Annotated in this window: 23 protein-coding genes; 10 read left to right on the top strand and 13 right to left on the bottom strand. The window is 33.6% G+C overall.

Features of this window, described 5'->3' with window-relative positions:
* Positions 1 to 6 precede the first annotated feature (6 nt).
* The gene (locus DUZ96_RS11755; RefSeq protein WP_114302131.1) at positions 7 to 987 is read left to right on the top strand and encodes an acyl transferase; all 981 of its coding nucleotides are present in this window, start codon (positions 7 to 9) and stop codon (positions 985 to 987) included.
* A 108-nt stretch (positions 988 to 1,095) separates the two neighbouring features.
* Here DUZ96_RS11755 and tyrS read toward each other — a convergent pair whose 3' ends face one another.
* On the bottom strand, positions 1,096 to 2,394 hold the full coding sequence (gene tyrS, locus DUZ96_RS11750) for a tyrosine--tRNA ligase (protein ID WP_114302130.1): 1,299 nt from the start codon (positions 2,392 to 2,394) through the stop codon (positions 1,096 to 1,098).
* Positions 2,395 to 2,481: 87 nt separating this feature from the next.
* Between tyrS and DUZ96_RS11745 the strand changes: the two genes are divergently transcribed.
* Complete coding sequence (locus tag DUZ96_RS11745; protein ID WP_114302129.1) at positions 2,482 to 3,501, top strand: NAD-dependent epimerase/dehydratase family protein; 1,020 nt, start codon at positions 2,482 to 2,484, stop codon at positions 3,499 to 3,501.
* A 1-nt stretch (position 3,502) separates the two neighbouring features.
* Here the strand turns inward: DUZ96_RS11745 and DUZ96_RS11740 are convergent, their stop codons facing one another.
* From DUZ96_RS11740 to DUZ96_RS11730, 3 genes are read right to left on the bottom strand one after another with little or no spacing between them, the layout of a single operon-like run.
* Positions 3,503 to 3,955 carry a DUF4296 domain-containing protein gene (locus DUZ96_RS11740; RefSeq protein WP_114302128.1) on the bottom strand — a complete coding sequence of 151 codons (453 nt, stop codon included), beginning with the start codon at positions 3,953 to 3,955 and terminating at the stop codon, positions 3,503 to 3,505.
* Position 3,956: 1 nt separating this feature from the next.
* Positions 3,957 to 5,300, bottom strand: coding sequence for a dihydroorotase (locus DUZ96_RS11735; RefSeq protein ID WP_114302127.1), 1,344 nt, complete (start codon positions 5,298 to 5,300; stop codon positions 3,957 to 3,959).
* A 4-nt stretch (positions 5,301 to 5,304) separates the two neighbouring features.
* Positions 5,305 to 6,030 carry a polyprenol monophosphomannose synthase gene (locus DUZ96_RS11730; RefSeq protein ID WP_114302126.1) on the bottom strand — a complete coding sequence of 242 codons (726 nt, stop codon included), beginning with the start codon at positions 6,028 to 6,030 and terminating at the stop codon, positions 5,305 to 5,307.
* Positions 6,031 to 6,177: 147 nt separating this feature from the next.
* On the opposite strand from DUZ96_RS11730, the gene DUZ96_RS11725 reads away from it, so the two are divergent.
* Positions 6,178 to 6,828 (top strand): DUF4271 domain-containing protein, encoded by a 651-nt coding sequence (locus tag DUZ96_RS11725; RefSeq protein WP_114302125.1) that lies wholly within the window; start codon positions 6,178 to 6,180, stop codon positions 6,826 to 6,828.
* Between the two features lie 15 nt (positions 6,829 to 6,843).
* Positions 6,844 to 7,593: a uroporphyrinogen-III synthase gene (locus tag DUZ96_RS11720; protein ID WP_114302124.1), complete on the top strand. Its 750-nt coding sequence runs from the start codon at positions 6,844 to 6,846 to the stop codon at positions 7,591 to 7,593.
* Between the two features lie 57 nt (positions 7,594 to 7,650).
* On the opposite strand, the gene DUZ96_RS11715 is transcribed toward DUZ96_RS11720, so the two are convergent.
* The 3 genes from DUZ96_RS11715 to DUZ96_RS11705 form a co-directional block, all read right to left on the bottom strand.
* The gene (locus DUZ96_RS11715; RefSeq protein WP_114302123.1) at positions 7,651 to 8,136 is read right to left on the bottom strand and encodes a hypothetical protein; all 486 of its coding nucleotides are present in this window, start codon (positions 8,134 to 8,136) and stop codon (positions 7,651 to 7,653) included.
* Positions 8,137 to 8,258: 122 nt separating this feature from the next.
* The gene (gene pckA / locus DUZ96_RS11710; RefSeq protein ID WP_114302122.1) at positions 8,259 to 9,878 is read right to left on the bottom strand and encodes a phosphoenolpyruvate carboxykinase (ATP); all 1,620 of its coding nucleotides are present in this window, start codon (positions 9,876 to 9,878) and stop codon (positions 8,259 to 8,261) included.
* A 64-nt stretch (positions 9,879 to 9,942) separates the two neighbouring features.
* The gene (locus DUZ96_RS11705; RefSeq protein ID WP_114302121.1) at positions 9,943 to 10,332 is read right to left on the bottom strand and encodes a DUF423 domain-containing protein; all 390 of its coding nucleotides are present in this window, start codon (positions 10,330 to 10,332) and stop codon (positions 9,943 to 9,945) included.
* 81 nt (positions 10,333 to 10,413) lie between these two features.
* On the opposite strand from DUZ96_RS11705, the gene DUZ96_RS11700 reads away from it, so the two are divergent.
* Positions 10,414 to 11,784 carry a saccharopine dehydrogenase family protein gene (locus DUZ96_RS11700; protein WP_114302120.1) on the top strand — a complete coding sequence of 457 codons (1,371 nt, stop codon included), beginning with the start codon at positions 10,414 to 10,416 and terminating at the stop codon, positions 11,782 to 11,784.
* 56 nt (positions 11,785 to 11,840) lie between these two features.
* Positions 11,841 to 12,311: an Lrp/AsnC ligand binding domain-containing protein gene (locus tag DUZ96_RS11695; protein ID WP_114302119.1), complete on the top strand. Its 471-nt coding sequence runs from the start codon at positions 11,841 to 11,843 to the stop codon at positions 12,309 to 12,311.
* Between the two features lie 40 nt (positions 12,312 to 12,351).
* Here the strand turns inward: DUZ96_RS11695 and DUZ96_RS11690 are convergent, their stop codons facing one another.
* The 3 genes from DUZ96_RS11690 to leuS all read right to left on the bottom strand — a co-directional run bounded on the left by DUZ96_RS11690 (position 12,352) and on the right by leuS (position 16,336).
* The gene (locus DUZ96_RS11690) at positions 12,352 to 13,047 is read right to left on the bottom strand and encodes a zinc metallopeptidase (protein ID WP_114302118.1); all 696 of its coding nucleotides are present in this window, start codon (positions 13,045 to 13,047) and stop codon (positions 12,352 to 12,354) included.
* Between the two features lie 98 nt (positions 13,048 to 13,145).
* Positions 13,146 to 13,505 (bottom strand): hypothetical protein, encoded by a 360-nt coding sequence (locus tag DUZ96_RS11685; protein ID WP_114302117.1) that lies wholly within the window; start codon positions 13,503 to 13,505, stop codon positions 13,146 to 13,148.
* 17 nt (positions 13,506 to 13,522) lie between these two features.
* Positions 13,523 to 16,336 (bottom strand): leucine--tRNA ligase, encoded by a 2,814-nt coding sequence (leuS, locus tag DUZ96_RS11680; RefSeq protein WP_114302116.1) that lies wholly within the window; start codon positions 16,334 to 16,336, stop codon positions 13,523 to 13,525.
* A 123-nt stretch (positions 16,337 to 16,459) separates the two neighbouring features.
* Between leuS and DUZ96_RS11675 the strand changes: the two genes are divergently transcribed.
* Genes DUZ96_RS11675 through DUZ96_RS11665 form a run of 3 tightly spaced genes read left to right on the top strand, consistent with a single transcriptional unit; the run spans position 16,460 to position 18,019 of the window.
* The gene (locus tag DUZ96_RS11675) at positions 16,460 to 17,338 is read left to right on the top strand and encodes an ABC transporter permease (RefSeq protein ID WP_114302115.1); all 879 of its coding nucleotides are present in this window, start codon (positions 16,460 to 16,462) and stop codon (positions 17,336 to 17,338) included.
* Between the two features lie 52 nt (positions 17,339 to 17,390).
* Positions 17,391 to 17,747, top strand: a complete 357-nt coding sequence (locus DUZ96_RS11670) for a hypothetical protein (protein WP_147267082.1) — start codon at positions 17,391 to 17,393, stop codon at positions 17,745 to 17,747.
* Complete coding sequence (locus tag DUZ96_RS11665; RefSeq protein WP_114302113.1) at positions 17,747 to 18,019, top strand: DUF3098 domain-containing protein; 273 nt, start codon at positions 17,747 to 17,749, stop codon at positions 18,017 to 18,019. Before DUZ96_RS11670 ends, DUZ96_RS11665 begins: the two co-directional genes overlap by 1 nt.
* Here the strand turns inward: DUZ96_RS11665 and DUZ96_RS11660 are convergent.
* The 3 genes from DUZ96_RS11660 to DUZ96_RS11650 are packed head-to-tail and all read right to left on the bottom strand — an operon-like array spanning position 18,003 to position 22,152.
* Complete coding sequence (locus DUZ96_RS11660; protein WP_114302112.1) at positions 18,003 to 19,121, bottom strand: glycerate kinase; 1,119 nt, start codon at positions 19,119 to 19,121, stop codon at positions 18,003 to 18,005. The genes DUZ96_RS11665 and DUZ96_RS11660 overlap by 17 nt on opposite strands.
* Before the next feature lie 4 nt (positions 19,122 to 19,125).
* Entirely contained in the window at positions 19,126 to 20,832 is a 1,707-nt protein-coding gene (locus tag DUZ96_RS11655) for a sodium:solute symporter family transporter (RefSeq protein ID WP_114302111.1), read from the bottom strand.
* 9 nt (positions 20,833 to 20,841) lie between these two features.
* A complete protein-coding gene (locus tag DUZ96_RS11650) occupies positions 20,842 to 22,152 on the bottom strand; it encodes an amylo-alpha-1,6-glucosidase (protein WP_114302110.1) in 1,311 nt (436 codons plus the stop codon).
* Positions 22,153 to 22,279: 127 nt separating this feature from the next.
* Here DUZ96_RS11650 and DUZ96_RS11645 point away from each other — a divergent pair, with 127 nt between their 5' ends.
* Positions 22,280 to 23,074, top strand: a complete 795-nt coding sequence (locus DUZ96_RS11645; protein WP_114302109.1) for an undecaprenyl-diphosphate phosphatase — start codon at positions 22,280 to 22,282, stop codon at positions 23,072 to 23,074.
* Positions 23,075 to 23,076: the final 2 nt, after the last annotated feature.

Genomic DNA, 23,076 nt, shown 5'->3' with positions numbered 1-23,076 from the left:
TGCAATATGCTGTCAGAAAAGGATATTTTTAATATTAAAACTAATGACGAATTCGAGTCAATTGCACTCCGAGTTTTCAAGTTTCAATTTGAAAATAATGCTGTCTATAGATCCTTTTGTGACCTTCTCTTTAAGCATCCTTCTGATATTAATTCTATAGAAGAAATTCCCTTCTTACCTATTCAGTTTTTTAAATCTCACGAAGTCTTAAGTTCCACTCAGCCTCCTCAGAAAATCTTCACAAGTTCTGGTACAACAGGAAATGTAACTAGCAAACATTTTGTCACAGATTTACATATTTATGAGTCGAGTTTTAAAAACGGATTTGAGTATTTCTATGGTAATATTGATGACTATGCAATACTTGGGCTACTCCCATCTTATCTAGAAAGAGATGGCTCCTCCTTGATTTATATGGTTGATTATTTAATTCAAAAATCAAATCATCCTAAAAGCGGGTTTTATTTAAACAACCTTGGTGAATTAGCTGAAGCTATTCAATCTCTAGAGGCTCTAAATCAAAAAACTATTTTAGTTGGTGTATCTTTTGCCTTATTAGATTTTGTTGAGTCTCAAAGCATTAAATTAAAAAATACTATAGTAATGGAAACTGGTGGTATGAAAGGAAGAAGAAAAGAAATGATCCGCACTGAATTACATACTATCCTAAAAGAAGGATTTGGTATAGAGCACATACATAGTGAATATGGTATGACCGAGCTTTTAAGTCAGGCATATTCTAAAGGCAATGGTGTTTTTGAAAGCCCTCCTTGGATGAAAGTCCTTATTAGAGATACGGAAGATGCATTGACACTTCAAAAAACTAATAAATCAGGTGGAATAAACATTATTGATTTAGCCAATCTAAATTCGTGTTCCTTTATTGCAACACAAGATTTAGGAAAAGTGCATGACAATGGTGGTTTTGAAGTTATAGGCCGTTTTGATAATTCTGATATTCGTGGCTGCAATCTTATGGTTTTGTAAGGAATCGAAAACAAAAACGACTAATGAATTACTTATGAAAAAGAAAGATTTTTCATTAGTTGATTGATTGGTTAGTTAATGCCCGAATTTCATTCGGGCATTCTCTTTTTATATGACTTTTAGAATAAAGTTTGTTTTCTTTCCTCTACTTAAAATGATGTACTTATCGTTTATTAAGTCTTCTGAAGACAGCAGGTAATCATCTTTCACTTTAACTTTATTTACGGCTATAGCATTTTCTTTTAGTGCTCTTCGTGCTTCGCCATTTGAATTTAAGAAATTGGTTTTGGCAGCAAGTGCTCCTATCATATCTAAACCTTCATTAAACTCAGATTTTGTTAATTCGGCTTGTTTCACACCTTCAAATACATCTAAAAATGTCTTCTCATCTAAGGTTGTAATATCTTCTTTAAAAGATTTACTGAATAATATTTGAGATGCTTTTACAGCATTTTCAAATTCTTCCTGAGAATGTACCATAACCGTGATTTCTTCAGCTAGTTTCTTTTGTAAAAATCTCATATGAGGCATTTCAGAATGCTTCTTAATTAAAGCTTCAATTTCATTCTCAGATAAAAAAGTAAAGATTTTGATATACTTTTCTGCATCTTCGTCACTAGAGTTTAACCAATACTGGTAAAACTTGTACGGTGAAGTACGGTTGGCATCTAACCAAACATTTCCACCTTCTGATTTCCCAAATTTAGATCCATCGCTTTTTGTAATCAAAGGGCATGTTATGGCGTATCCTTTACCATTTCCTATTCGTCTTATTAACTCGGTACCTGTTGTAATATTTCCCCACTGATCACTTCCTCCCATTTGAATAGTACACTCCTGATTTCTATATAGATGAAGAAAATCATAGCCTTGCACCAACTGATAGGTACACTCGGTAAAACTCATTCCATCACTAGTATTTTCAGTAGAAATTCTGTTTTTTACTGAGTCCTTTGCCATCATATAATTTACAGTGATATGCTTACCAACATCTCTTATAAATCCAAGAAAGGAGAACTTCTTCATCCAGTCGTAATTATTTACAAGTTCCGCTGCATTAGGAGCATCACTTTCAAAATCTAAAAAATGAGATAGTTGTTTTTTAATAGCATCTTGATTATGGCGAAGCGTTTTTTCATCTAACAAGTTACGTTCACTTGATTTTCCAGAGGGATCTCCAATCATTCCGGTAGCACCACCCACTAAAGCTACGGGTTTGTGACCACAGCGCTGATAATGTGCCAAGAGCATAATTGGGACAAGGTTACCTATGTGCAAAGAATCGGCCGTAGGATCAAAACCAACATACGCACTTCTCATTGCTTCTGCGAGATGTTCTTCTACACCTGGCATACTATCATGTAGCATTCCTCTCCACTTTAATTCTTCTACAAAATTCTGTCCCATTCTATTATAGTTGTAATTAAATTTTAGCAAAGATATGTTTCCACTTTTAAAGACAAAAGACAATTCTAAAAAACGTAATTTTACATTATGATATTAGTTACTGGTGGTACAGGATTAGTTGGCTCGCATTTGTTATATAAATTGGTTAGCAATAATGAAAATGTGAGAGCAATTTATAGACGAGAAAAAACCTTAAAACGTGTAGAACACGTTTTCTCCTATTTTTCTGATGAACCTGAAACACTTTTTAAAAGAATTGATTGGGTTGAAGCTGATTTAAATGATATCCCAAAACTACAACACGCTTTTATTGGAATTACCCATGTTTACCATTGTGCGGCTCTTGTTTCTTTTGAACCAGACAAATATAAATTACTAAGAAAAATAAACATTAAAGGTACTGCCAATATAGTGAACTTATGCCTGAGTAATTCTGTGAAAAAATTATGCTATGTAAGTTCCATTGCTGCCATAGGACACACAGAAAACCCAAATGATTTAATTAATGAAACCACACCGTGGAATCCAGAAGAAGACAATAATGTTTACCGAATAACTAAATATGGTGCTGAACTTGAAGTATGGCGAGGCACACAGGAAGGACTGAATGCAGTAATTGTTAACCCAGGAGTGGTATTAGGTGCAGGATATTGGAACGGTGGTAGCAGTGGCAATTTATTTCAGCAAATCTATAACGGTATGTCTTTTTATGTAAAAGGTGTTGTTGGATATGTAGACGTTTTTGATGTTGTAAAAATAATGCACCAATTAATGAAAAGTAATATCACCAATGAAGGTTATATTGTCATTTCAGAAAACTTATCGTTTGAGTCATTTCAAAATAAAGTAGCTACATCTTTAAAAGTTAAAGCACCTAAAAAAGAAGCTAAAATATGGCTGCTCAATTTGATATGGCGAATGGACTGGTTACTCCATAAATTATTGGGGAAACGTAGAAGTTTAACTAAGCAAACTGCCAAATCTTTGACAAGTATTACTAAATACGACAATTCTAAGATTAAGGAAACTCTCAGTTTTAAATTTAAATCTATCGATGAGTCTATTAAAGAGGTTTGTAGTTTGTACCTGAAAGATTTAGAAGTCTGAGTTACTTTATTGTCGTAGAATCTTTCGATACTTTTTTCTGCTCTTTTTTTTCTGTATTAAGTGCTTTTAATGAATCTCTCTTTCGTTTCGCTTCAACTTGTTCCTGCTTTTGTAAGTCCTCAATCTCCTTCTTCTCTCTTTCTAATCGAGATTTTACTGATTCGACAATTAAGGCATAATCTTCTGTGTCAAAGGCATAATAATTATTACTCTGAGCAAATTGAATACTGTCTATCTCAAATTTAGTAAGCACATAATTTTGAGGCACCAGATTACGCTTTTCTAAAACTTTTCGATTAACACCTTTTGCCGCATTTATAATATAAAGGTCGTATATAATATCAGCCATCTTTTCTTTTGGGATAAGATTTGATGGTTTAGGTGGTCTATCTTTATTGTCACAAGACAAGAAAGTTACCATCGTTAATATTAATACAACTATCTTTTTTAACATACTATCTATTGAATGTAAGTCTCTGACCAGCTTTAACGTCTAGAACTTTAAAATTATTATAAACCAACTCTCCATTAACAAATGTATGTGTTACTCTACTTTTAAAGGTATTGCCCTCAAATGGAGACCAGCCACATTTGTAAAGTATATTACTCTTATTTACTGTCCAAGGGCTATTTAAATCTACAATTACCAAATCGGCAAAATAACCTTCTTTAACATATCCGCGTTTTTCAACGTCGAACAAAATAGCAGGATTATGGCAAGCTTTTTCAACAATCTTTTCTATGGAAATCTTATCCTTATGATGTGCTTCTAATAATGCTACAAGTGCGTGTTGAACTAAAGGCCCACCAGATGGTGCGCTTGTATATGGATTGTTCTTTTCTTCATTTGTATGAGGTGCATGATCCGTTGCCAGAACATCAATTCTATCATCCAACAATGCTTCCCACAATTTATCTCTATCCTTCGCTGTTTTTACAGCCGGATTCCACTTTATCCGACTTCCCTTAGTCTTGTAATCTTCATCAGAAAACCATAAATGATGAATGCAAACCTCAGCTGTTATCTTCTTATCTTTAAGTGGAATTTTATTCGTAAACAAACTGGTTTCCTTAGCTGTAGACAAATGAAATATGTGTAGCCTTGCTCCCGTTTTTTTCGCCAGCTCTATTGCTTTTGATGAGGATAAATAACAAGCTTCTTCACTTCGGATAATAGGATGTAATTCCATTGGAATATCATCTCCATATTCATCCGTATATTTTTCAAGGTTTTTTCTAATTGTAGCTTCATCTTCACAGTGTACTGAAATTACCATATCTGTACTTGAAAATATTTCTTCCAGAACTTCTGGATCATCAACTAGCATATTTCCTGTAGACGAACCCAAGAATAGTTTTAATCCTGCAACAGATTTTGGATCAACTTTTAAAATCTCATCCAAATTATCATTGGTGCCACCAAACATGAACGAATAATTAGCATACGAGGTCTTTTCTGCTATAGCAAACTTTTCCTCAAGTTTTTCAATCGTAGTGGTTTGAGGTTTGGTATTTGGCATTTCAATAAAAGAAGTAATCCCACCTGCGATTGCTGCTTTTGATTCTGACTCTATATTTGCCTTATGAGTTAATCCAGGCTCTCTAAAATGTACCTGATCATCAATTAAGCCAGGTAAAACATAATTTCCTTCCGCATCAATCACTATCATATCTGCAGATTTTACGCTTATTGATGAATCTATCGCTTCGATTCTGTTATTCTCAATGAGAATATCACCTTCAAATATTTTTCCTTCGTTAACAATTTTCGCGTTTTTTATGAGGGTATTTCGCTTCATGATATTATGACTTAGCAAATAAGCTTTTTAATTTTAAACTAATTACTCCAAACACAGCTTCAGATATAATACCTCTACTCATCTTAGATTTACCTTGTGTTCTATCTTTAAATATTACAGGTATTTCAGCAATTGTAAACCCTTTCTTGTAAGCTTTAAACTTCATTTCAATTTGGAATGCATAACCCACAAATTTTATTTTATTTAAGTCTATACTTTCTAGTGCTTCTCTCTTGTAACAAATAAAACCAGCCGTTGAATCATTTACATTCATTCCAGTTATCATCCTTACATATTTGGATGCACCGTAGGACAACAAAATCCTTGACATTGGCCAATTTACAACAGTAATCCCTTTTACATATCGAGAGCCGACTGACATATCAGCCCCATTTATAGCACAGGCTTCATACAATTTAATGAGATCATTAGGATTATGTGAAAAATCGGCATCCATTTCGAAAATGTAGCTATAAGAACGTTCTAAAGCCCATTTAAACCCATCAATATATGCAGATCCAAGACCTTTTTTCCCCTTACGCTCCAATAGAAATAAGGAATTTGAAAATTCTGCTTTTAGCTGCTTTACCTTTTTACCTGTGTAATCTGGTGACTTATCATCAACTACCAATATGTGATATGCCTTATCTTGAGAAAATATAGCTCTTATAATAGACTCTATATTTTCAATTTCATTATATGTAGGTATAATTACTAAAGCGTCAGACATTAATTCAATTATTTGAAGTCGTATTTTAAGTATTCTTAGATTTTGACAAAAGTAAAGTTTTTAATGGATTATATACTGGAATTTGTTTATTTGATTATTGCCTATTTTAATCTGATAAATGCCACATTTTCTTCATAATTTAGCTACATGAGAGAATTTATTACATATGAATGGTTTACAATTTTTATTGTTTTAGCCCTTGTTTCAGTTGTTATAGCCAAATCTCTTCACAGCATAAGATTTAATGATTTCCTTTATGTTGTGGGCAACTCAAAATACCTGAAAATCTATTCTAGGGATCAAAAATTCATTGATACTTTTGATGGGTTCTTATTTTTTAATTTAACAATTTGCCTCAGTATATTTACATACTTCTGCTATACTCAATTTGTTGAAACTATAGTATTTGATTTGAATTCCTTTTTGAAACTAAGCTTTGCAATTGCTACTATATTAATTATTAAGGTTCTGGTGGAACGTCTAGTTGCAAGCCTTTTTGAAATTGACAATATTATAGATGTTTATTTATTTCAGAAAACTACATTTAAAAATTATTCAGGGTTAATTTTATTAGTTGCCAACCTGTTTTTAATTTATACAAATAGCGTTCCAGAAATTATCATAATCTCAGTAATTTGCGTCATTTGCATATTGAATCTTATTGGATTCTACAGTTCATTTAAAACCTATCAAAACACAATAAATCTTAATTTATTCTATTTTTTGTTGTATCTTTGCGCTCTCGAAATTGGACCTTATATACTTTTGTATAAGATAATTAAGGACTATAACGTATAAAACAAAGAAAGACGTATGAAAGTGAAAACAATTTTAGTATCGCAACCAGAGCCTAAAATAGAGAACTCTCCATACTTTGATCTCCAAGAAAGACAAAAGGTAAAAGTAGATTTTAGACCTTTTATACATGTTGAAGGAGTATCTGCCAAAGATATAAGACAACAAAAAATTGACTTAAGCAAGTTTACTGCAATAATTCTTACTAGTAGAAATTCTGTTGATCATTTCTTTAGAGTTGCAGAAGAAATGCGCTTTAAGGTACCTGATTCTATGAAGTATTTCTGCCAATCAGAAGCAGTAGCTTATTACTTGCAAAAATATGTTGTTTATAGAAAACGTAAAATTTATGTTGGTAAACGTAATTTTGAAGATTTAACTCCATTAATCAAAAAATACAAAGAGGAAAAGTTTTTACTCCCTACAACTGACAAGCTAAAGCCAATAATCCCAGAAATTTTGGATAATCTTGAGGTGAACTGGATACAGGCCACTTTTTACAAAACCGTAATAAGTGATTTATCTGATTTAGCTGATGTATATTATGACATTTTAGTATTCTTTAGCCCATCCGGAATTGAATCACTTTTCCATAATTTTCCAGATTTCAAACAAAACGACACGCGCATAGCTGTATTTGGTAACACTACAGTAAAAGCGGTAGAGAAAAAAGGATTAAGAGTGGATATTGCTGCGCCGACACCAGAAACACCTTCAATGACCATGGCATTACAGAAATATATTGATTCTGTAAATAAGGGGAAATAGGAAGAATTTTTGCAACTAGAATAAATAGAGCTCAACTTTTGGTTGAGCTTTTTTGTTTTAAAACACAACTTGATAGGCTTTAATAGAATCACTAGAATCTCTGGATTCACCCGAATCAATTACGTAAACATTTTCCGCATTTTTCAAAATTTTGCTAAAACTTATAAATTCAGAATTGATAAAATCATCATATTCAATAATATTAGACTGTGGTAATTGATCTAATGAAACTATTTTGTTTCTGTATGAATAATGATAAAGAACTATTTTATCTTCTTTTTTTTCTGTATTGCCTCTATCAATTTGCTTAATCAACCTTCCAGTACTGTCAATTGTTAGTGCAGACTTACAATTCTCAGTTAAAACATCTTTGGGAAAGTTAAACGTTTTAACCCAAATTGAATCACTCATTTTCTTTTCTGATGTAATCATTTGCTCTTTTGATGAATCAAAGTTTAAATAGATTGTATATTTCTTTTTAAATTGAGAAAACGATAGTTGAAGAGAAGCTAATAATAGAACTAAGAAGAACTTATTTTTCATGTTAATTTGAATAATTTAAGTCTTGTTATCAGATCTAAAGATATAAATAATTTATTATCAAACAATTAACATATTAAAAAAGCGATTCTAAAGTATCGCTTTTTTAATTTTTAATATCTAGTTTAATGTGCATATCGTTGTGGGCCTCCACGTCTGATTTCTTCAGAAGCATAAGACTCAAACTTTTTAAAATTATGTCTAAACGAATTAGATAATTTAAATGCCATTTTATAATAAGCGTCATCATCATTCCATGTAGTTCTTGGGCTTAAAACCTCAGTTGGCACACCAGGACAGGATCTAGGTTGTGCAACACCAAATACTGAATGTATATGATAATCTTCATAAGTATAATTACCCAAATCCCCATTTAGGGCTGCAGTAATCATAGCACGTGTATATTTTAATTTCATTCTAGTCCCGACACCATATGGCCCTCCTGTCCATCCGGTATTTACCAACCAAACATTTACTCCTGCCTCTTTCATTTTTCTACTCAGCATGTCTGCATACTCTGTTGGATGCAGTGGCATAAATGGTGCTCCAAAACAAGCGGAAAAAGATGGTTGTGGCTCAACAACTCCTGCTTCAGTTCCAGCAACTTTAGCTGTATAACCAGAAATAAAGTGATAAGCTGCTTGAGCCGGAGTCAGCTTAGAAATTGGAGGCAACACTCCAAAAGCGTCTGCCGTTAAAAAGAATATATTCTTGGGATTAGCTGCAAAAGATGGTTGCTGTATATTGTCAATGTGATAAATCGGATAGCTGACGCGTGTATTCTGAGTAATTGTACTATCCATATAATCAACTTCACCATTTTCTTTAAAGATTACATTCTCTAAAATGGCTCCCGGTTTTATGGCTCTGTATATGTCTGGCTCCTTTTCCTCACTCAAATCAATAGCTTTCGCATAACACCCTCCTTCAAAATTAAAGATTGTGTTCTCTTCAGTCCAACCATGTTCATCATCTCCGATAAGCTTTCTATTTGGGTCTGTAGACAATGTGGTTTTACCGGTTCCTGATAAACCGAAGAAGATTGCTGTTTCACCATTTTCACCAACATTCGCAGAACAGTGCATCGGTAATACATTTTTCTCAACTGGTAAAATAAAATTCAATGCCGTAAAAATTCCTTTTTTCATCTCGCCAGTGTATGCTGAACCAGCCACTAGTGCAATTTTCTTTGTAAAATTAAGAATTGAAAAGTTTCCTTGTCTTAATCCATGTTGTTCAGGGTTTAGACACTCATAACCAGGTGCACATAATACGAACCATTCTTCTTCAAACCCATCGAGTTCTTCTGCTTCTGGACGCAAGAACATATTATAAATAAACATATTAGACCATGGATATTCTGTAACAGTTCTAACATTCATTTTATACTCTGGATCTGCACATACATATCCATCTCTAACAAAAAGCTCTTTCTTACATAGATATTGCTCTATTTCACTTTGTAAAAAATCAAAGTTTTCTGGTGAGATTGCTTTGTTAGAATCTCCCCACCATATTTTATCTTCAGTGTAATTGTCTTTTACCAAAAACCTGTCTTCTGGAGAACGGCCGGTAAACTTACCTGTATTTATTGCCAAAGTTCCATTATTGGTTTCACGTCCCATTCCTTTTTCGATGGTTATAGCCTGTAGATCTTTTGGTGAAAGTTGATAGTGAATTTGAGCATGTTTAATGCCATATTTATCTAACGAAATCGTTTTCGCTGATGAAGCATGGTTTGCCATAATTTTAGTATTGTTTAGGTCGCAAAATTATAATTTTATTTTATATTAATGGTCAAGAAACTCATTAATCGATCTTACTTTTTATTATACCAATTAACATAATTAGCCAAGCAGAAATTAAAAACAATCCTCCAATAGGTGTTACCATAGCTATGGTTTTAAAATCAAAACTTGTAAGTGTATTTGTTGCTAGACCATAAATTGATCCTGAAAAGAAAATTATACCACCTAACACCAAGTAGAAAATACTCTTTTTAATCTTTTCTTTTACAAAACCTGTACCTCCAATAATTAAAAGTAAAAAGGCGTGATACATTTGCTGCCTTACGCCAGTTTTAAAAGATTCTATTGCATTTTCATCAATCAATTTTTCTAATCCATGTGCCGCAAATGCTCCTAAAACAATTCCTAATAGCCCTAAAATTGATCCTGTAATTAAAATTGTTTTGTTCATAATTAAACTAGAATATTCATTTAAAATCCCTTTTGTATTTATTACATTCGTGTTATACAAAATTAGTCATATAAAGCCATTATGCGAAAAATTTTAATTATTGGTGCCGGTAAATCATCCTCTTATCTTATCAAATATTTAGTAGATAAATCTATTACTGAGAATCTTAAAATTACTATTGGAGATATTAATGTAGAGAATGCAACTAAATTATTGGAAAAGGACGCACAAAATGTTGAAGTTATTCACTTGGATGTATTCGATTCAAAATCACGGGAGGAAGCCATTAAAAGTGCTGATATTGTGATATCAATGTTACCAGCGCGAATGCATACCGAAGTCGCCAAAGACTGTATAACCTTCAAAAAACACATGGTAACCGCATCTTATGTTAGTAAGGAAATGGAAGCACTAGATACAGAGGCAAAAGCAAATGGTTTGATTTTTATGAATGAAATTGGTGTTGATCCTGGTATAGATCATATGAGTGCAATGCAGGTGATTGATCGCATTAGATATAAGGGAGGTAAAATAATTCTATTCGAATCATTTACTGGTGGACTGGTAGCACCCGAAAGTGATAACAATCTTTGGAATTATAAATTTACCTGGAACCCAAGAAATGTTGTTGTTGCTGGACAAGGTGGTGCCGCCAAATTTTTACAAGAAAACCAGTTTAAATATATCCCATACCACAGACTATTTAGACGCACTGAATTTCTGGAGGTAGAGGGATTTGGCAGATTTGAAGCCTACGCTAATAGAGATTCTCTAAAGTACCAACACTCTTATGGCCTTGATAATACTAAAACATTATATCGTGGCACAATGAGACGTGTAGGTTTCAGCAAAGCATGGCATGTATTTGTCCAGCTCGGTATGACAGATGATAGTTATACTATAGACGATAGTGCTAATATGACTTATCGTGATTATGTTAATTCATTTTTACCATACAGCCCAACAGATTCTGTAGAATTAAAATTTAGACATGCCTTAAAAATTGATCAAGACGATATTGTGTGGGATAAATTTTTAGAACTAGACTTGTTTAGTGCCACTAAAATGGTAGAATTAGAAAAAGCTACACCAGCTCAAATTCTTCAAAAAATATTAATGGATAGTTGGACATTGAGCCAAGATGATAAGGATATGATTGTAATGTATCATAAATTTGGCTATGTAATCAATGGTGAAAAACTTCAAATTGATTCTACTATGGTAGTTGTCGGAGAAGACCAAACTTATACCGCAATGGCAAAAACTGTTGGTCTACCTGTCGCAATTGCAACGTTAGGTATTCTGAATAAAAAAATCAGAACTCCAGGTGTACAAATTCCTATTTCGAAAGAAATATATACTCCAATTTTAGATGAGTTAAAGTCTTATGGCATTGTATTTAATGAGAAGAAAGTGCCCTACTTAGGTTATAATCCTTTAAATCTCGAATAATTATATTTTGAAATCCTTTTCTTATTTTTGACTTTCATTTTTAAACAATATTTGAAATGAAGGTTAACGATAAGGGTGTTTTTATAGACGGTATTGACAAAAAGATACTAAGAGCTCTAATGTCTGACGCCAGAACTCCTATTCTGGAAATAGCTAGAGGTGTTGGTATTTCTGGTGCCGCAATACACCAAAGACTCAAAAAACTTGAAAAATCCGGATTACTTGCTGGCTCTAAGTTTATAATTAATCCTAAAGTTCTAGGCTATACAACAATGGCGTTTGTCGGTGTTTATTTAGATAAAGCTGTGAGTAATCCTGATGCGGTAAAACAACTCCAAAAGGTACCTGAGGTTATAGAATGTCACTATACTACAGGAGAGTGGAGTATTTTTATTAAAATTTTATCTAAAAACAATGAACATTTAATGCATGTTTTAAACACGCAAATACAAATTATCACTGGGGTTTCAAGGACTGAAACTTTCATTTCTTTACAACAACAGATTGATAGACAGATAAAAATATAAAAAGCTCTGATTTCTCAGAGCTTTCATTTTTATTTATTGTTTAATCCCTACCACCAAAAACTTGCAACGCCCAATATAATAGTGAAGCTAATGCTCCAATTGCAGCTACTAGATACGTCCTTGCCGCCCACTTTAAAGCATCCTCCGCGCCTTCATATTCTTGCTGATTCAGCATATTTTTATTTTTTAGCCAAGCTAACGCTCTATTACTTGCATCATACTCAACTGGCAAAGTTATAAAGCTGAAAAGTGTAGCAAATCCCATAAATGCAAGCCCTGCTACAGCCACCCAATATCCTAATCCAACTCCGGCCGCGGCACCTAAAACCAAACCACCTATAACTAACCATTGCGACATACCAGATGTTACACTTACAATAGGCACCAAGGCTGAGCGCATGCCCAACGCACTATACGCTTGTGCATGTTGTACTGCATGTCCAACTTCATGCGCAGCAACAGCCGCAGCGGCAGCATTATGTTGGTTATAAACCGCTTCACTTAGGTTTACAGTTTTATTCTTTGGGTTATAATGATCTGTTAATTGTCCTCTTACAGAAATTACCTCAACATCATAAATACCATTATCGGCAAGCATTTTTTCAGCAATCTCTCTACCACTCATTCCATTTTGTAATTGTCTTTTAGAATAAAAAGCAAACTTCTGCTTCAGTTTATTGCTTACTAACCAACTGACTAATGCAATTGCTCCAATTAATATATAATATCCAAACATATTTTTAACTATTAGTTATTGTAAAATTACTAAATGAATAACAAAAAATAAGCCAAACTTGAGTTAAGAAAATTTGTCAGGTTCTTCTAGTAAAGCAACTACTCTTCTTGATTTACAGATACATGAATTACTTTAGAATCTTTTAAGACAATTATTAATTCTTGAGGCTCTTCATCAAAAAAACTTGGTGGTGTACCTAATTGATAAATTAAAATATTATTATCTGAAAATTCAGCAGTAACAGGTTCTCCTAAAATTTGAATTACCTCTTCTTTAGATTTATTGTCCAACAGATCTTGCTCAATAATGTTCTTTGCCATTTTGTAGCGTTTACCTGGATTGCTTCGCCATTGCTCTTGATCAAATCGTTCTTCAAAAAGCCAAACAAGGGACATACTAATAATAAATGCTAAAAAGAAAACCAATCCAATTTTATCGTTTCTTTTGAGCTTTATCATCATTCCTATTTTTCCGTCTATCCTACTATATTGACAATTTTTCCCGGTACAACAATCACCTTTTTTGGCGTACGCCCTTGAAGCTGTTCTTGTGTTTTTTTGTAAGCCATCACGGTCTTTTCAATTTCTTCCTTACTCATATCTAACGGTAATTCTAAAGTAAATCGCATTTTACCATTAAAAGAAATTGGATAGTTCTTACTACTCTCCACTAAGTGGCTCTCATCAAATTTTGGGAATGGTGCAGTAGAAATAGAATCTGAATTTCCCAGACGCTCCCAAAGTTCTTCAGCTATATGTGGTGCATAAGGTGAAATAAGAATTAATAATGGCTCAAGAATATCCTTACTAGTGCACTTTTGTGCTGTTAATTCATTTACAGCAATCATAAAAGTTGAAACTGATGTATTGAATGAGAAATTCTCAATATCCTCTTCAACCTTTTTAATAGTTTTATGCAAGGTCTTTAAATTATCCTTTGATGCCTCCGCGTCATTAACATTCAGTCCATCTTGCCCAACATAAAGTTTCCATAATTTCTTAAGAAAACTATGCACACCTGTAATACCAGCAGTATTCCATGGTTTGTATTGTTCTAATGGGCCAAGAAACATCTCATAAAGCCTTAAACTGTCTGCACCGTATTGCTCACAGATCTCATCTGGATTGACAACGTTGTATTTGGATTTTGACATTTTTTCTACATCGCGCCCTACTTTATAGACTCCATCTTCAAGAATAAATTCAGCATCTTTAAAATCTGGTCTCCAATTCTTGAATGCATCGATATCTAATTCGTCTGATGAGTTTATAAATGAAACATCAGCATGAATAAGTTGAACATCCTTACCGTCTATTAATCCTTTGGAATAAAATTTATTTGTGTTTTTGTTGCGATATACAAAAGCACTAGTACCCAATATCATACCTTGGTTGATGAGCTTTTTAGCAAATTCATCATGTAGTACATAGCCTTTATCAAACATAAATTTTTGCCAAAAACGAGAGTACAATAAATGCCCTGTGGCATGCTCGCTTCCACCTATATATAAATCTACTTGTTGCCAGTAGTTAATGGAATCCTTTGAAAATATCTTCTCATCGTTATGTGGATCCATATACCTATTAAAATACTGCGAACTTCCTGCCCATCCAGGCATGGTATTCAACTCTAAAGGAAAAACATTCTCATTATCGATTAACTCATTTGAGACTACTTCAGCCTTGAGGCTGTCCCATGCCCAAACTTTAGCATTACCTAAAGGTGGTTCACCTGTTTCTGTAGGTAGGTATTTTTCAACTTCAGGAAGCGTTAACGGTAAGTGCTTCGCATCAATCATTTGTGGCAACCCATTCTTGTAGTATACTGGGAATGGTTCGCCCCAATAACGTTGTCTTGAAAAAACTGCATCACGCAAACGGTAATTGGTTTTACCTTGACCTTGACCAATTTGTTCTAATTCATAAATAGCACGTTTGGTAGCCTTCTTATAATTTAAACCATCTAAGAAATCGCTATTACCGATTTTTACATTGTCCTTGGAAGCAAAAGCTTCTTCTGAAATATCAACACCATCAAAAATATTTGGAATTGGAATATTAAAATGTTTAGCAAAATCATAATCGCGTTGATCACCACAAGGAACTGCCATTACAGCTCCAGTACCATAACTAGCTAAGACATAATCACCAATCCAAATAGGAACTGGTACTTTAGTAAAAGGATGCTCTGCATAGACACCCGTGAACACGCCTGAAATAGTTTTAACATCTGCCATTCTATCACGCTCGGAACGTTTTGCTGTGGCTTCAACATAAGCTTTAACCTCAGCTTTTTGCTCCTGTGTTGTAATTTTTGAAACTAGCTCGTGTTCAGGTGCTAAAGTCATAAATGATACTCCAAAAATGGTATCTGGTCGTGTTGTAAAGACATCTATTTTCGCATCATAATCTTTCACATTAAATGTAACTGAAGCACCTACGGATTTACCAATCCAATTGCGTTGACTTTCTTTTAATGAGTCCGTCCAATCTATAGTTTCCAGTCCTTGAAGCAAACGTTCTGCATATGCAGATATTCGCATACTCCATTGCGTCATCTTTTTACGGATTACAGAATGACCACCACGTTCAGAAACTCCATTTATAATTTCATCATTAGCTAAAACTGTACCCAATGCAGGGCACCAGTTAACTTCGGTCTCAGCCAAATAGGTCAATCTATATTTTAATAGGATTTCTTCTTGCTGTTCAGACGAATAGTCTTTCCATTCTTCAGCTGTAAAGATTTCAATATCATCATCACAGGCAGCATTTATAGTTGCGTTACCTTCAGCCTCAAATATTTTAACCAAGGATACAATCTCTTCAGCCTTATCACTATTGTAGTTATACCAAGATTCAAACAATTGAATAAAAATCCATTGTGTCCATTTGTAGTACTTAGGATCTGAGGTACGTACTTCTCTACTCCAATCAAAAGAAAACCCAATTTGATCTAACTGTCTACGGTACGTTTTAATATTTGCTTCGGTCGTAACAGCAGGATGCTGACCTGTCTGTATGGCATATTGTTCTGCTGGTAACCCAAAACTATCATAGCCTTGTGGATGTAATACATTGAAGCCTTTATGACGCTTGTAACGCGCATAGATATCACTAGCTATGTAGCCTAGTGGATGTCCAACATGTAAACCTGCACCACTTGGATAAGGGAACATATCCAAAACGTAATATTTTGGTTTGTCTGAATTATTTTCAGTTTTAAAGGTTTGGTGATCCGACCAATACTTTTGCCACTTTTCCTCAATCTTGTTAAACTCGTATCTCATTACCAGAATTTCCTTGAAATAAGGTGCAAATTTAGTGGTATTACAACACAATTAAAAACTAAACGTTGTAATACTCTAGATAACTAAATTGTTTTTTATTTTTACAACATTAATCCGTTTTACATGGCCTCATCCTTTGACAAATACCAAAAGCGCAAACTTATCTCTTCTTATATCTCTGTGGTTATAAGTATTGCTTTGGTACTTTTTCTTTTAGGTTGCTTAGGTCTTTTAGTTATTAATGCCAAAAAAGTTGCTGATCACTTTAAGGAACAAGTGGTTGTGACCATTTACCTAAATGATACTGCAAAAGAGGTAGAAGTAAATCAATTAAAGAAAAGTTTGGCTATGGCAGACTACTCAAAAGAAGCACTTTATGTTTCTAAAGAAGAAGCTGCTGCTCTTATGAAAGCTGAAACGGGTGATGATTTTATGGATTTTGTGGGATATAATCCGCTTAAAAACTCGATTGATGTTTACTTAAAAGCAGATTTCGTTACTACGGAAAACCTTACGGAAATATCTGAGAACTTATCTAACAAATCTTTTATCGAAGAAATTCGTTATGATAATGACTTGGTTGAATTAATGAATGATAATGTTAAAAAGATAACGTTTTGGGTACTCATAATTAGTGGTGTTTTTACATTAATTGCAGTCCTCTTAATAAATAGTTCCATACGATTAGCTGTTTATTCTAAACGATTTATCATTAAGACAATGCAAATGGTTGGTGCCACTAAGAGTTTTATTAGAAGACCTTTTATTTGGAAGAGCGTACAACTTGGAATCATCGGTGCAGTTGTTGCATTAGCAGGGATGGCCGTAGTACTATATTATCTTGATTTAACTTTCCCGGAATTAGAATTGCTTAGAAATACAATCTTAATCATTGCACTTTTTATTGGTATATTTCTTTTGGGTGTTGTTATTACTTGGATAAGCACTTTTATTGCTACCCAACGCTTTCTTAATCTCAAGACAGACCAATTGTATTATTAAGTTTAGTGTAATAAATCAGACGACTTTCCGTTTTTATTGAAAACCACCAATCGTGAAAAAAATACTTTCTTCTATAATTAGATTATCGATTATTACCGTTTGTTTCTTATTGCTTAAGTCTTGCATTATTCAAAATCCTAAACCTGAAGACTGTGTAGTCGTTAAAGTAAAAGTTACCAATATTACGGAAGCTGGTGTAAAAGATATTGTATTCCATGACGATAGCACAGACTTCTATTATATTAACCGCGGCCTGGAAAGAGCATTAAATTTAGATTCTCTTAAGACAAAAGTTTTAAATAAAACTGTTACTTTGCACTTGGCTAAAGTATTGGGTGGCATGACATCCGAACATATTTCACAACTAGCCATTGAAGATGAAATTATCTTTACAGAATTTAATAACTAATGGGAGAACAAAAACGTAAGCAAGACTCTAAAGCAGAATTTATTTTTGGAAAGAAAAACTATAAGTGGCTTTTCATTGGGTTGGCATTTATTGCTTTAGGTTTTATCCTTATGGCAGGTGGAGGAAGTGATAATCCAAATGTTTTTGATCCATCAATTTTTAGTTGGAGACGGATTCGATTAGCACCAACCTTAGTGTTGATTGGTTTTGGCATGCAGGTTTACGCTATCCTTTTAAATCCTGACAAAAAGAAATCTAAAGGGAAGAAATAAAATCTTCTACCAGTTGCTCTAAGTATAGCTTTGTATTCTCTAAGGCATCATCTAAACTATTAGCCTTATCCATTATGGTGCTACTATAATTAATGCCCATTTCACTAATTTCATTTGAGTCTAGATCAGTACTACCACAAAAAGAAGCCACTTTAATATTGTGTTTTTGTGCCAATTTAATAATACCGCTCATTGCTTTACCTGATAATGTCTGGTCATCTAATCGGCCCTCGCCAGAAATTATCCAATCTGCACCTTCTACTTTCTTTTCAAAATCGGCAATCTGCATCATTAATTCAATCCCAGGAATTAGCTCTCCATTTAAAAAAGCGACGGTACCAGCTCCCATTCCGCCTGCCGCACCAGCGCCAATAATATCTTGAGTTTTTAACCCAAAGTGATGGTCTATTACAGAAGATACATTGTGTAACCCACTATCTAAGTCCATAATTTCAGAAAGGTTTGCGCCTTTTTGTTTTCCATAAATATAAGCTGCACCTTGTGGGCCATACAAAGGATTCTTTACATCGCATGCAATCTGAATTTTTACTTTGGCCAAGCGTTTTTCTACTTGAGAATCGTCAATTCTATTAACTTTTGCAAGGTTTCTACCAATTGGTGTGATTTGATTATTTCTTTCATCAAAAAACTGATAGCCTAATGCTGATGCCATACCAATGCCACAATCGTTCGTTGCACTACCACCAATACCCAAAATAATATGCTGAGCACCTTTATCTAAAGCATGAAGGATTAATTCTCCAGTTCCAAATGATGTGGTGCTCATGCAGTTTTGATCCTCTAGCTTCAATAATTTTAAACCCGAAGCTTCGGCCATTTCTATGAAAGCAGTTTTTGAAGCATCAGAAAATAGATATGAAGCTTCAATTGTTCTAAATAAGGGATCGCTAACCTTAGTCTTGATTGTCTGTCCTGATAAATAAAAATCAATAACTTCAATTGTGCCATCACCACCATCAGCCATGGGTAATCTGATAATTTCTGCATCAAAATGATTACGAAGGACTGGTTCTATTATGTTACAAAATTCTAAACCAGTTATTGAACCTTTATACTTATCTGGTGCTAATATTATACGCATATAGTTAACCCAAAATTATTGGTAAGAAATAACTAAATACTAATATCAATACAAAGAAACTAATCAATATGACACTCTCCTTTTGAACTAGTTCGTTAGCATTGAACGAATACTGTATTTCCAATTGCTTTGCAGGTGTTTTGCTTGTTAACTTGCTTACAATAACTGCCACAACTAATGCAATTGCAAATCCAGTAAGGTTATACCATATCCAAAATAAATCTGGAACATTTGTAATACCTGTATCCGCTAAAGCGCTATGAATAGATGCATTACCATTATAAAAACCGCCTTGATTAAACAAGTAGACTAAATCTGGTAAATACTTAAATACCAAATTAACAACTACCGAAGTTATGATAGCCACATTCATACCAATATGGTTGACCTTTCTAAAGAAAATTGCTAATATAAATGCCGCTAATATTGGTCCAAAAAACAATGAAGAAATAGCATTTATTAGTTCAATAACTGTACTCTGGCTATTACCGAATAAATAAGCTGCCAAAATACATACCGAACCCCAAAAAACAACCAATCCCTTAGATATAAACATGTAACGTTTACCTTCTAGTTTCTTTTCGCCACTATTGAAAAAATCTTCAATAGTCACAGCGCTTAATGAGTTAATAGTTGAGCTTAATGAAGACATTGCAGCAGACATTACTCCCACCATAAGAATTCCTATTAATCCATTTGGCAAATAATTGGTTATGAAAACAGGTATCATTAGATCTGGCTTAAACCCTGATTTAGCATATTCACCTGGATAGTGAATACGAGTCGTCTCTTGTATACTTTCATAAAACTCAGGAATGTTGCTTACTAAATAACCAATTATCAATCCCATTACACAATACACCAATACAACAGGGAATCGCAATAATCCGTTAGCCATTAATAGTTTCTTGATGGTACCTTCATCTCTTGCAGAAAGTAATCTCTGCGCTTGGGTTTGATCTGTACCATAATAAGATAGATACAAAAACAATCCACCTAAAAGCATAGGCCAAAAGCCATATTCGTCACCACTAAATATTCCGAAGTTATCAAAATCTATAACTTGTAACCTGTCAGTGTCAAAGCCAGTGAAAGTTCCTGTATCCTTAAGTAAAGAATACCCAACTATCAAACAAATAACTAAACCGGCAAAAAGAATTATCATTTGTATAGCATCACCCCAAACTACAGCCTTCATACCACCTTGATAGGAATAGGCTAAGGTTACAACACTAATAATGATCAAGGTATAATGAAAACTAATACCAACGACAGCTTGAATGATTAATGCCATGGTAAATACCATAACACCTGTACCTAATGCTCTACTAATCTGAAAAACAACACTTATTATTTTACGAGTAGATTTTGAAAATCGCTGTTCTAAATACTCATAAATACTAACTATTCCAGATTTGTATAACGGTGGAATTATGAAAAACATAATCCCAATCATTGCCAGAGGTACAGCGAACTCAAAAGTGAGCCATTTCATACCACCATTAGCCTTTAAACCAACAAAAGCTGGTGCCGAAATAAAACTTATAGCAGACAACTGTGTTGCCATGGTTGATAAGCTCAACGGAAACCAACCCAAACTTTTACCACCTAAGAAATAGTCTTTGGAATCTTTATTATCCTTAAAGAAATAGCCCATGGCAATAAAACCTATGAGATAAATAGCAATTATAGTATAGTCTAACCAATTCATAATAATTTATTATTCGTTTAATAAGTCTAATGTTAAGGCGGCACTCCATGAAAAATTCTTACCGCCATAAGCAGCGTTTTCAAACTGATCCTTTCGTGCATCAAAATATTCGTAAAAACCATGCTTCTCAATATATTTGATGGTTTCTTGTTTTAATCGTTCAGCCAATTCATAGTACTTATATCTTTTTAGCCCTTTATAAATCAACCAATTTAGGTTTATCCAAACTGGTCCTCTCCAATACTTTTTAGGCTTGAATTGCTCACTCTTTGGATCAAAAGAGGCACAAAAAAATAAATCTTCACTTCCAAAATTTTTCAACAACCTATGTGCCAATTTATTCGCTCTACCTGTATTGGGTATACCAGCAAAAAGCGGTGTAAATGACGAAGATGTAGTAAATGCAATCTGCTTTTGATTTCTTAAATCATAATACACATATGAGCCTAATTCTTCATTAAATAATTTTGCCTCAAAACTATCCTTAGCTTTATTTTGCCAGGACTTTAATACCTCAACCTTATCCTCATTGCCTCCGAGAATATGATATAATTCAATCAAGGCTTCATTAGATTTAATAAGAATGGCATTAAATAGAGGATCTTGAACTAAAAATGGAGATAACTCAGCGATTTTTGCATCATCATAATTATGTGCTTTTGCTATTTCTAATAAATGTAAATAGCAGTCGTATTCTCTATTAGTAGGCCTTTGAGAAGCATCAACATGAGTCGTATCTTTTCTTTCATATTTGTATTTAGGAGGATCCATTATCTTCCAAATTTCATCCCAAATAGGAGAATTGTCAGTGCCAGATTCCCAGTTGTGATAGATATATACTAGGCCTTCATCATGTGGATCTCTATACTTATAAAAATGCTCATGATTCTTAAATATCTTATCGATATTTCGTCTTATGAATTCTAACACATCCTGCTTATCTCTGGCTATATCATAGATTTCTTTTAAAACAAATCCCAATACTGGTGGTTGTGTAATTCCTGTGGTCTTTATAGTTTTTGGTGAAGAAGGATGTAAATCTGATCTGTGGTAATCTGGTCCAGGGAAATAGGTGTCACTTTCATTATGAAAAACTATATGTGGAATAAATCCATTTTCCCACTGGCCACTTAATAATGATTCAACTTCTCGCTTAGCCTTCTCAATATCGTAGTGTGCATAACCAATAGCTATAAATCCAGAGTCCCAGTGCCACTGGAATGGATATAATCCTTCGCACGGAATTGTAAATCCTTTTTCTTCATTAAAATTAGAATTAAGCACCTTTTTAGCGCCTTCAATTAGGTTGGTTTTATACATGAAAGAAAATTTGGATCCTGGTTGTTGGTTATATTAGTTAGTTCCTATAAAATTAAAATAAAAATTAGGATTAACGATTTTAGGATCATTTGCTTTGAAACTTGTTTCTAATTGATACTTTTGCTCCATGGAAGTAATTGATGCAATTATTTTAGGAATAATCCAAGGACTCACTGAGTTTCTACCTGTTTCCTCTAGTGGTCATTTAGAATTAGGAAAAGCTATATTGGGAGATAATTCAGTACCAAAAGAAAGTTTACTTTTTACAGTTGTACTTCATTTTGCAACAGCTCTCAGTACCATTGTAGTTTTTAGAAAGGATATTCTTAACATCATAAAAGGAATTTTAAAATTTGAATGGAACGAAGACATGAAGTTTCTATCAAAAATCGTGATTTCCATGATTCCAGCAACTATAATTGGCGTATTCTTCGAGGAAGAATTGGAACTATTATTTGGTGGGCAAATAGCGCTAGTTGGTTTTATGCTCATAATTACGGCCTTACTTCTATATTTAGCTGATAGAGCAAAAAACACTGAAAAAAGTGTTTCTTTTTCTAATGCTTTTGTAATTGGTGTATCACAGGCAATTGCCATTTTACCAGGTATTTCCCGATCTGGAGCAACAATTTCTACCTCAGTATTATTGGGTAATGACAAAACAAAGGCTGCACGTTTTTCGTTTTTAATGGTTGTTCCTTTAATTTTTGGGAAAATTGCAAAAGATGTCCTTAGCGGTGAATTAACCTATGAAAGTTCAAATTTCTTACCACTCAGCGTTGGATTTGTAGCCGCCTTTATTGCAGGATTATTTGCGTGTACCTGGATGATTGCCTTAGTGAAAAAAAGCAAGCTAACCTATTTTTCTATCTATTGCGCTATTGTTGGCCTAATTGCTATAATTTGGGCGGTGAGCCAATAAAT

The organism is Winogradskyella sp. KYW1333 (assembly GCF_003335675.1).
Lineage (GTDB): Bacteria > Bacteroidota > Bacteroidia > Flavobacteriales > Flavobacteriaceae > Winogradskyella.
The sequence above is the reverse complement of the archived record's forward strand: the minus strand, read 5'-3'. Positions and strand labels throughout refer to the sequence as shown.

What these genes read in the sequence shown, in the direction of transcription:
- DUZ96_RS11755 (WP_114302131.1), top strand. Translation starts at nt 7, where the DNA reads ATGCTGTCAGAAAAGGATATTTTTAATATTAAAACTAATGACGAATTC.
- tyrS (WP_114302130.1), bottom strand. Translation starts at nt 2,394, where the DNA reads ATGGGACAGAATTTTGTAGAAGAATTAAAGTGGAGAGGAATGCTACAT.
- DUZ96_RS11745 (WP_114302129.1), top strand. Translation starts at nt 2,482, where the DNA reads ATGATATTAGTTACTGGTGGTACAGGATTAGTTGGCTCGCATTTGTTA.
- DUZ96_RS11740 (WP_114302128.1), bottom strand. Translation starts at nt 3,955, where the DNA reads ATGTTAAAAAAGATAGTTGTATTAATATTAACGATGGTAACTTTCTTG.
- DUZ96_RS11735 (WP_114302127.1), bottom strand. Translation starts at nt 5,300, where the DNA reads ATGAAGCGAAATACCCTCATAAAAAACGCGAAAATTGTTAACGAAGGA.
- DUZ96_RS11730 (WP_114302126.1), bottom strand. Translation starts at nt 6,030, where the DNA reads ATGTCTGACGCTTTAGTAATTATACCTACATATAATGAAATTGAAAAT.
- DUZ96_RS11725 (WP_114302125.1), top strand. Translation starts at nt 6,178, where the DNA reads ATGAGAGAATTTATTACATATGAATGGTTTACAATTTTTATTGTTTTA.
- DUZ96_RS11720 (WP_114302124.1), top strand. Translation starts at nt 6,844, where the DNA reads ATGAAAGTGAAAACAATTTTAGTATCGCAACCAGAGCCTAAAATAGAG.
- DUZ96_RS11715 (WP_114302123.1), bottom strand. Translation starts at nt 8,136, where the DNA reads ATGAAAAATAAGTTCTTCTTAGTTCTATTATTAGCTTCTCTTCAACTA.
- pckA (WP_114302122.1), bottom strand. Translation starts at nt 9,878, where the DNA reads ATGGCAAACCATGCTTCATCAGCGAAAACGATTTCGTTAGATAAATAT.
- DUZ96_RS11705 (WP_114302121.1), bottom strand. Translation starts at nt 10,332, where the DNA reads ATGAACAAAACAATTTTAATTACAGGATCAATTTTAGGGCTATTAGGA.
- DUZ96_RS11700 (WP_114302120.1), top strand. Translation starts at nt 10,414, where the DNA reads ATGCGAAAAATTTTAATTATTGGTGCCGGTAAATCATCCTCTTATCTT.
- DUZ96_RS11695 (WP_114302119.1), top strand. Translation starts at nt 11,841, where the DNA reads ATGAAGGTTAACGATAAGGGTGTTTTTATAGACGGTATTGACAAAAAG.
- DUZ96_RS11690 (WP_114302118.1), bottom strand. Translation starts at nt 13,047, where the DNA reads ATGTTTGGATATTATATATTAATTGGAGCAATTGCATTAGTCAGTTGG.
- DUZ96_RS11685 (WP_114302117.1), bottom strand. Translation starts at nt 13,505, where the DNA reads ATGATAAAGCTCAAAAGAAACGATAAAATTGGATTGGTTTTCTTTTTA.
- leuS (WP_114302116.1), bottom strand. Translation starts at nt 16,336, where the DNA reads ATGAGATACGAGTTTAACAAGATTGAGGAAAAGTGGCAAAAGTATTGG.
- DUZ96_RS11675 (WP_114302115.1), top strand. Translation starts at nt 16,460, where the DNA reads ATGGCCTCATCCTTTGACAAATACCAAAAGCGCAAACTTATCTCTTCT.
- DUZ96_RS11665 (WP_114302113.1), top strand. Translation starts at nt 17,747, where the DNA reads ATGGGAGAACAAAAACGTAAGCAAGACTCTAAAGCAGAATTTATTTTT.
- DUZ96_RS11660 (WP_114302112.1), bottom strand. Translation starts at nt 19,121, where the DNA reads ATGCGTATAATATTAGCACCAGATAAGTATAAAGGTTCAATAACTGGT.
- DUZ96_RS11655 (WP_114302111.1), bottom strand. Translation starts at nt 20,832, where the DNA reads ATGAATTGGTTAGACTATACTATAATTGCTATTTATCTCATAGGTTTT.
- DUZ96_RS11650 (WP_114302110.1), bottom strand. Translation starts at nt 22,152, where the DNA reads ATGTATAAAACCAACCTAATTGAAGGCGCTAAAAAGGTGCTTAATTCT.
- DUZ96_RS11645 (WP_114302109.1), top strand. Translation starts at nt 22,280, where the DNA reads ATGGAAGTAATTGATGCAATTATTTTAGGAATAATCCAAGGACTCACT.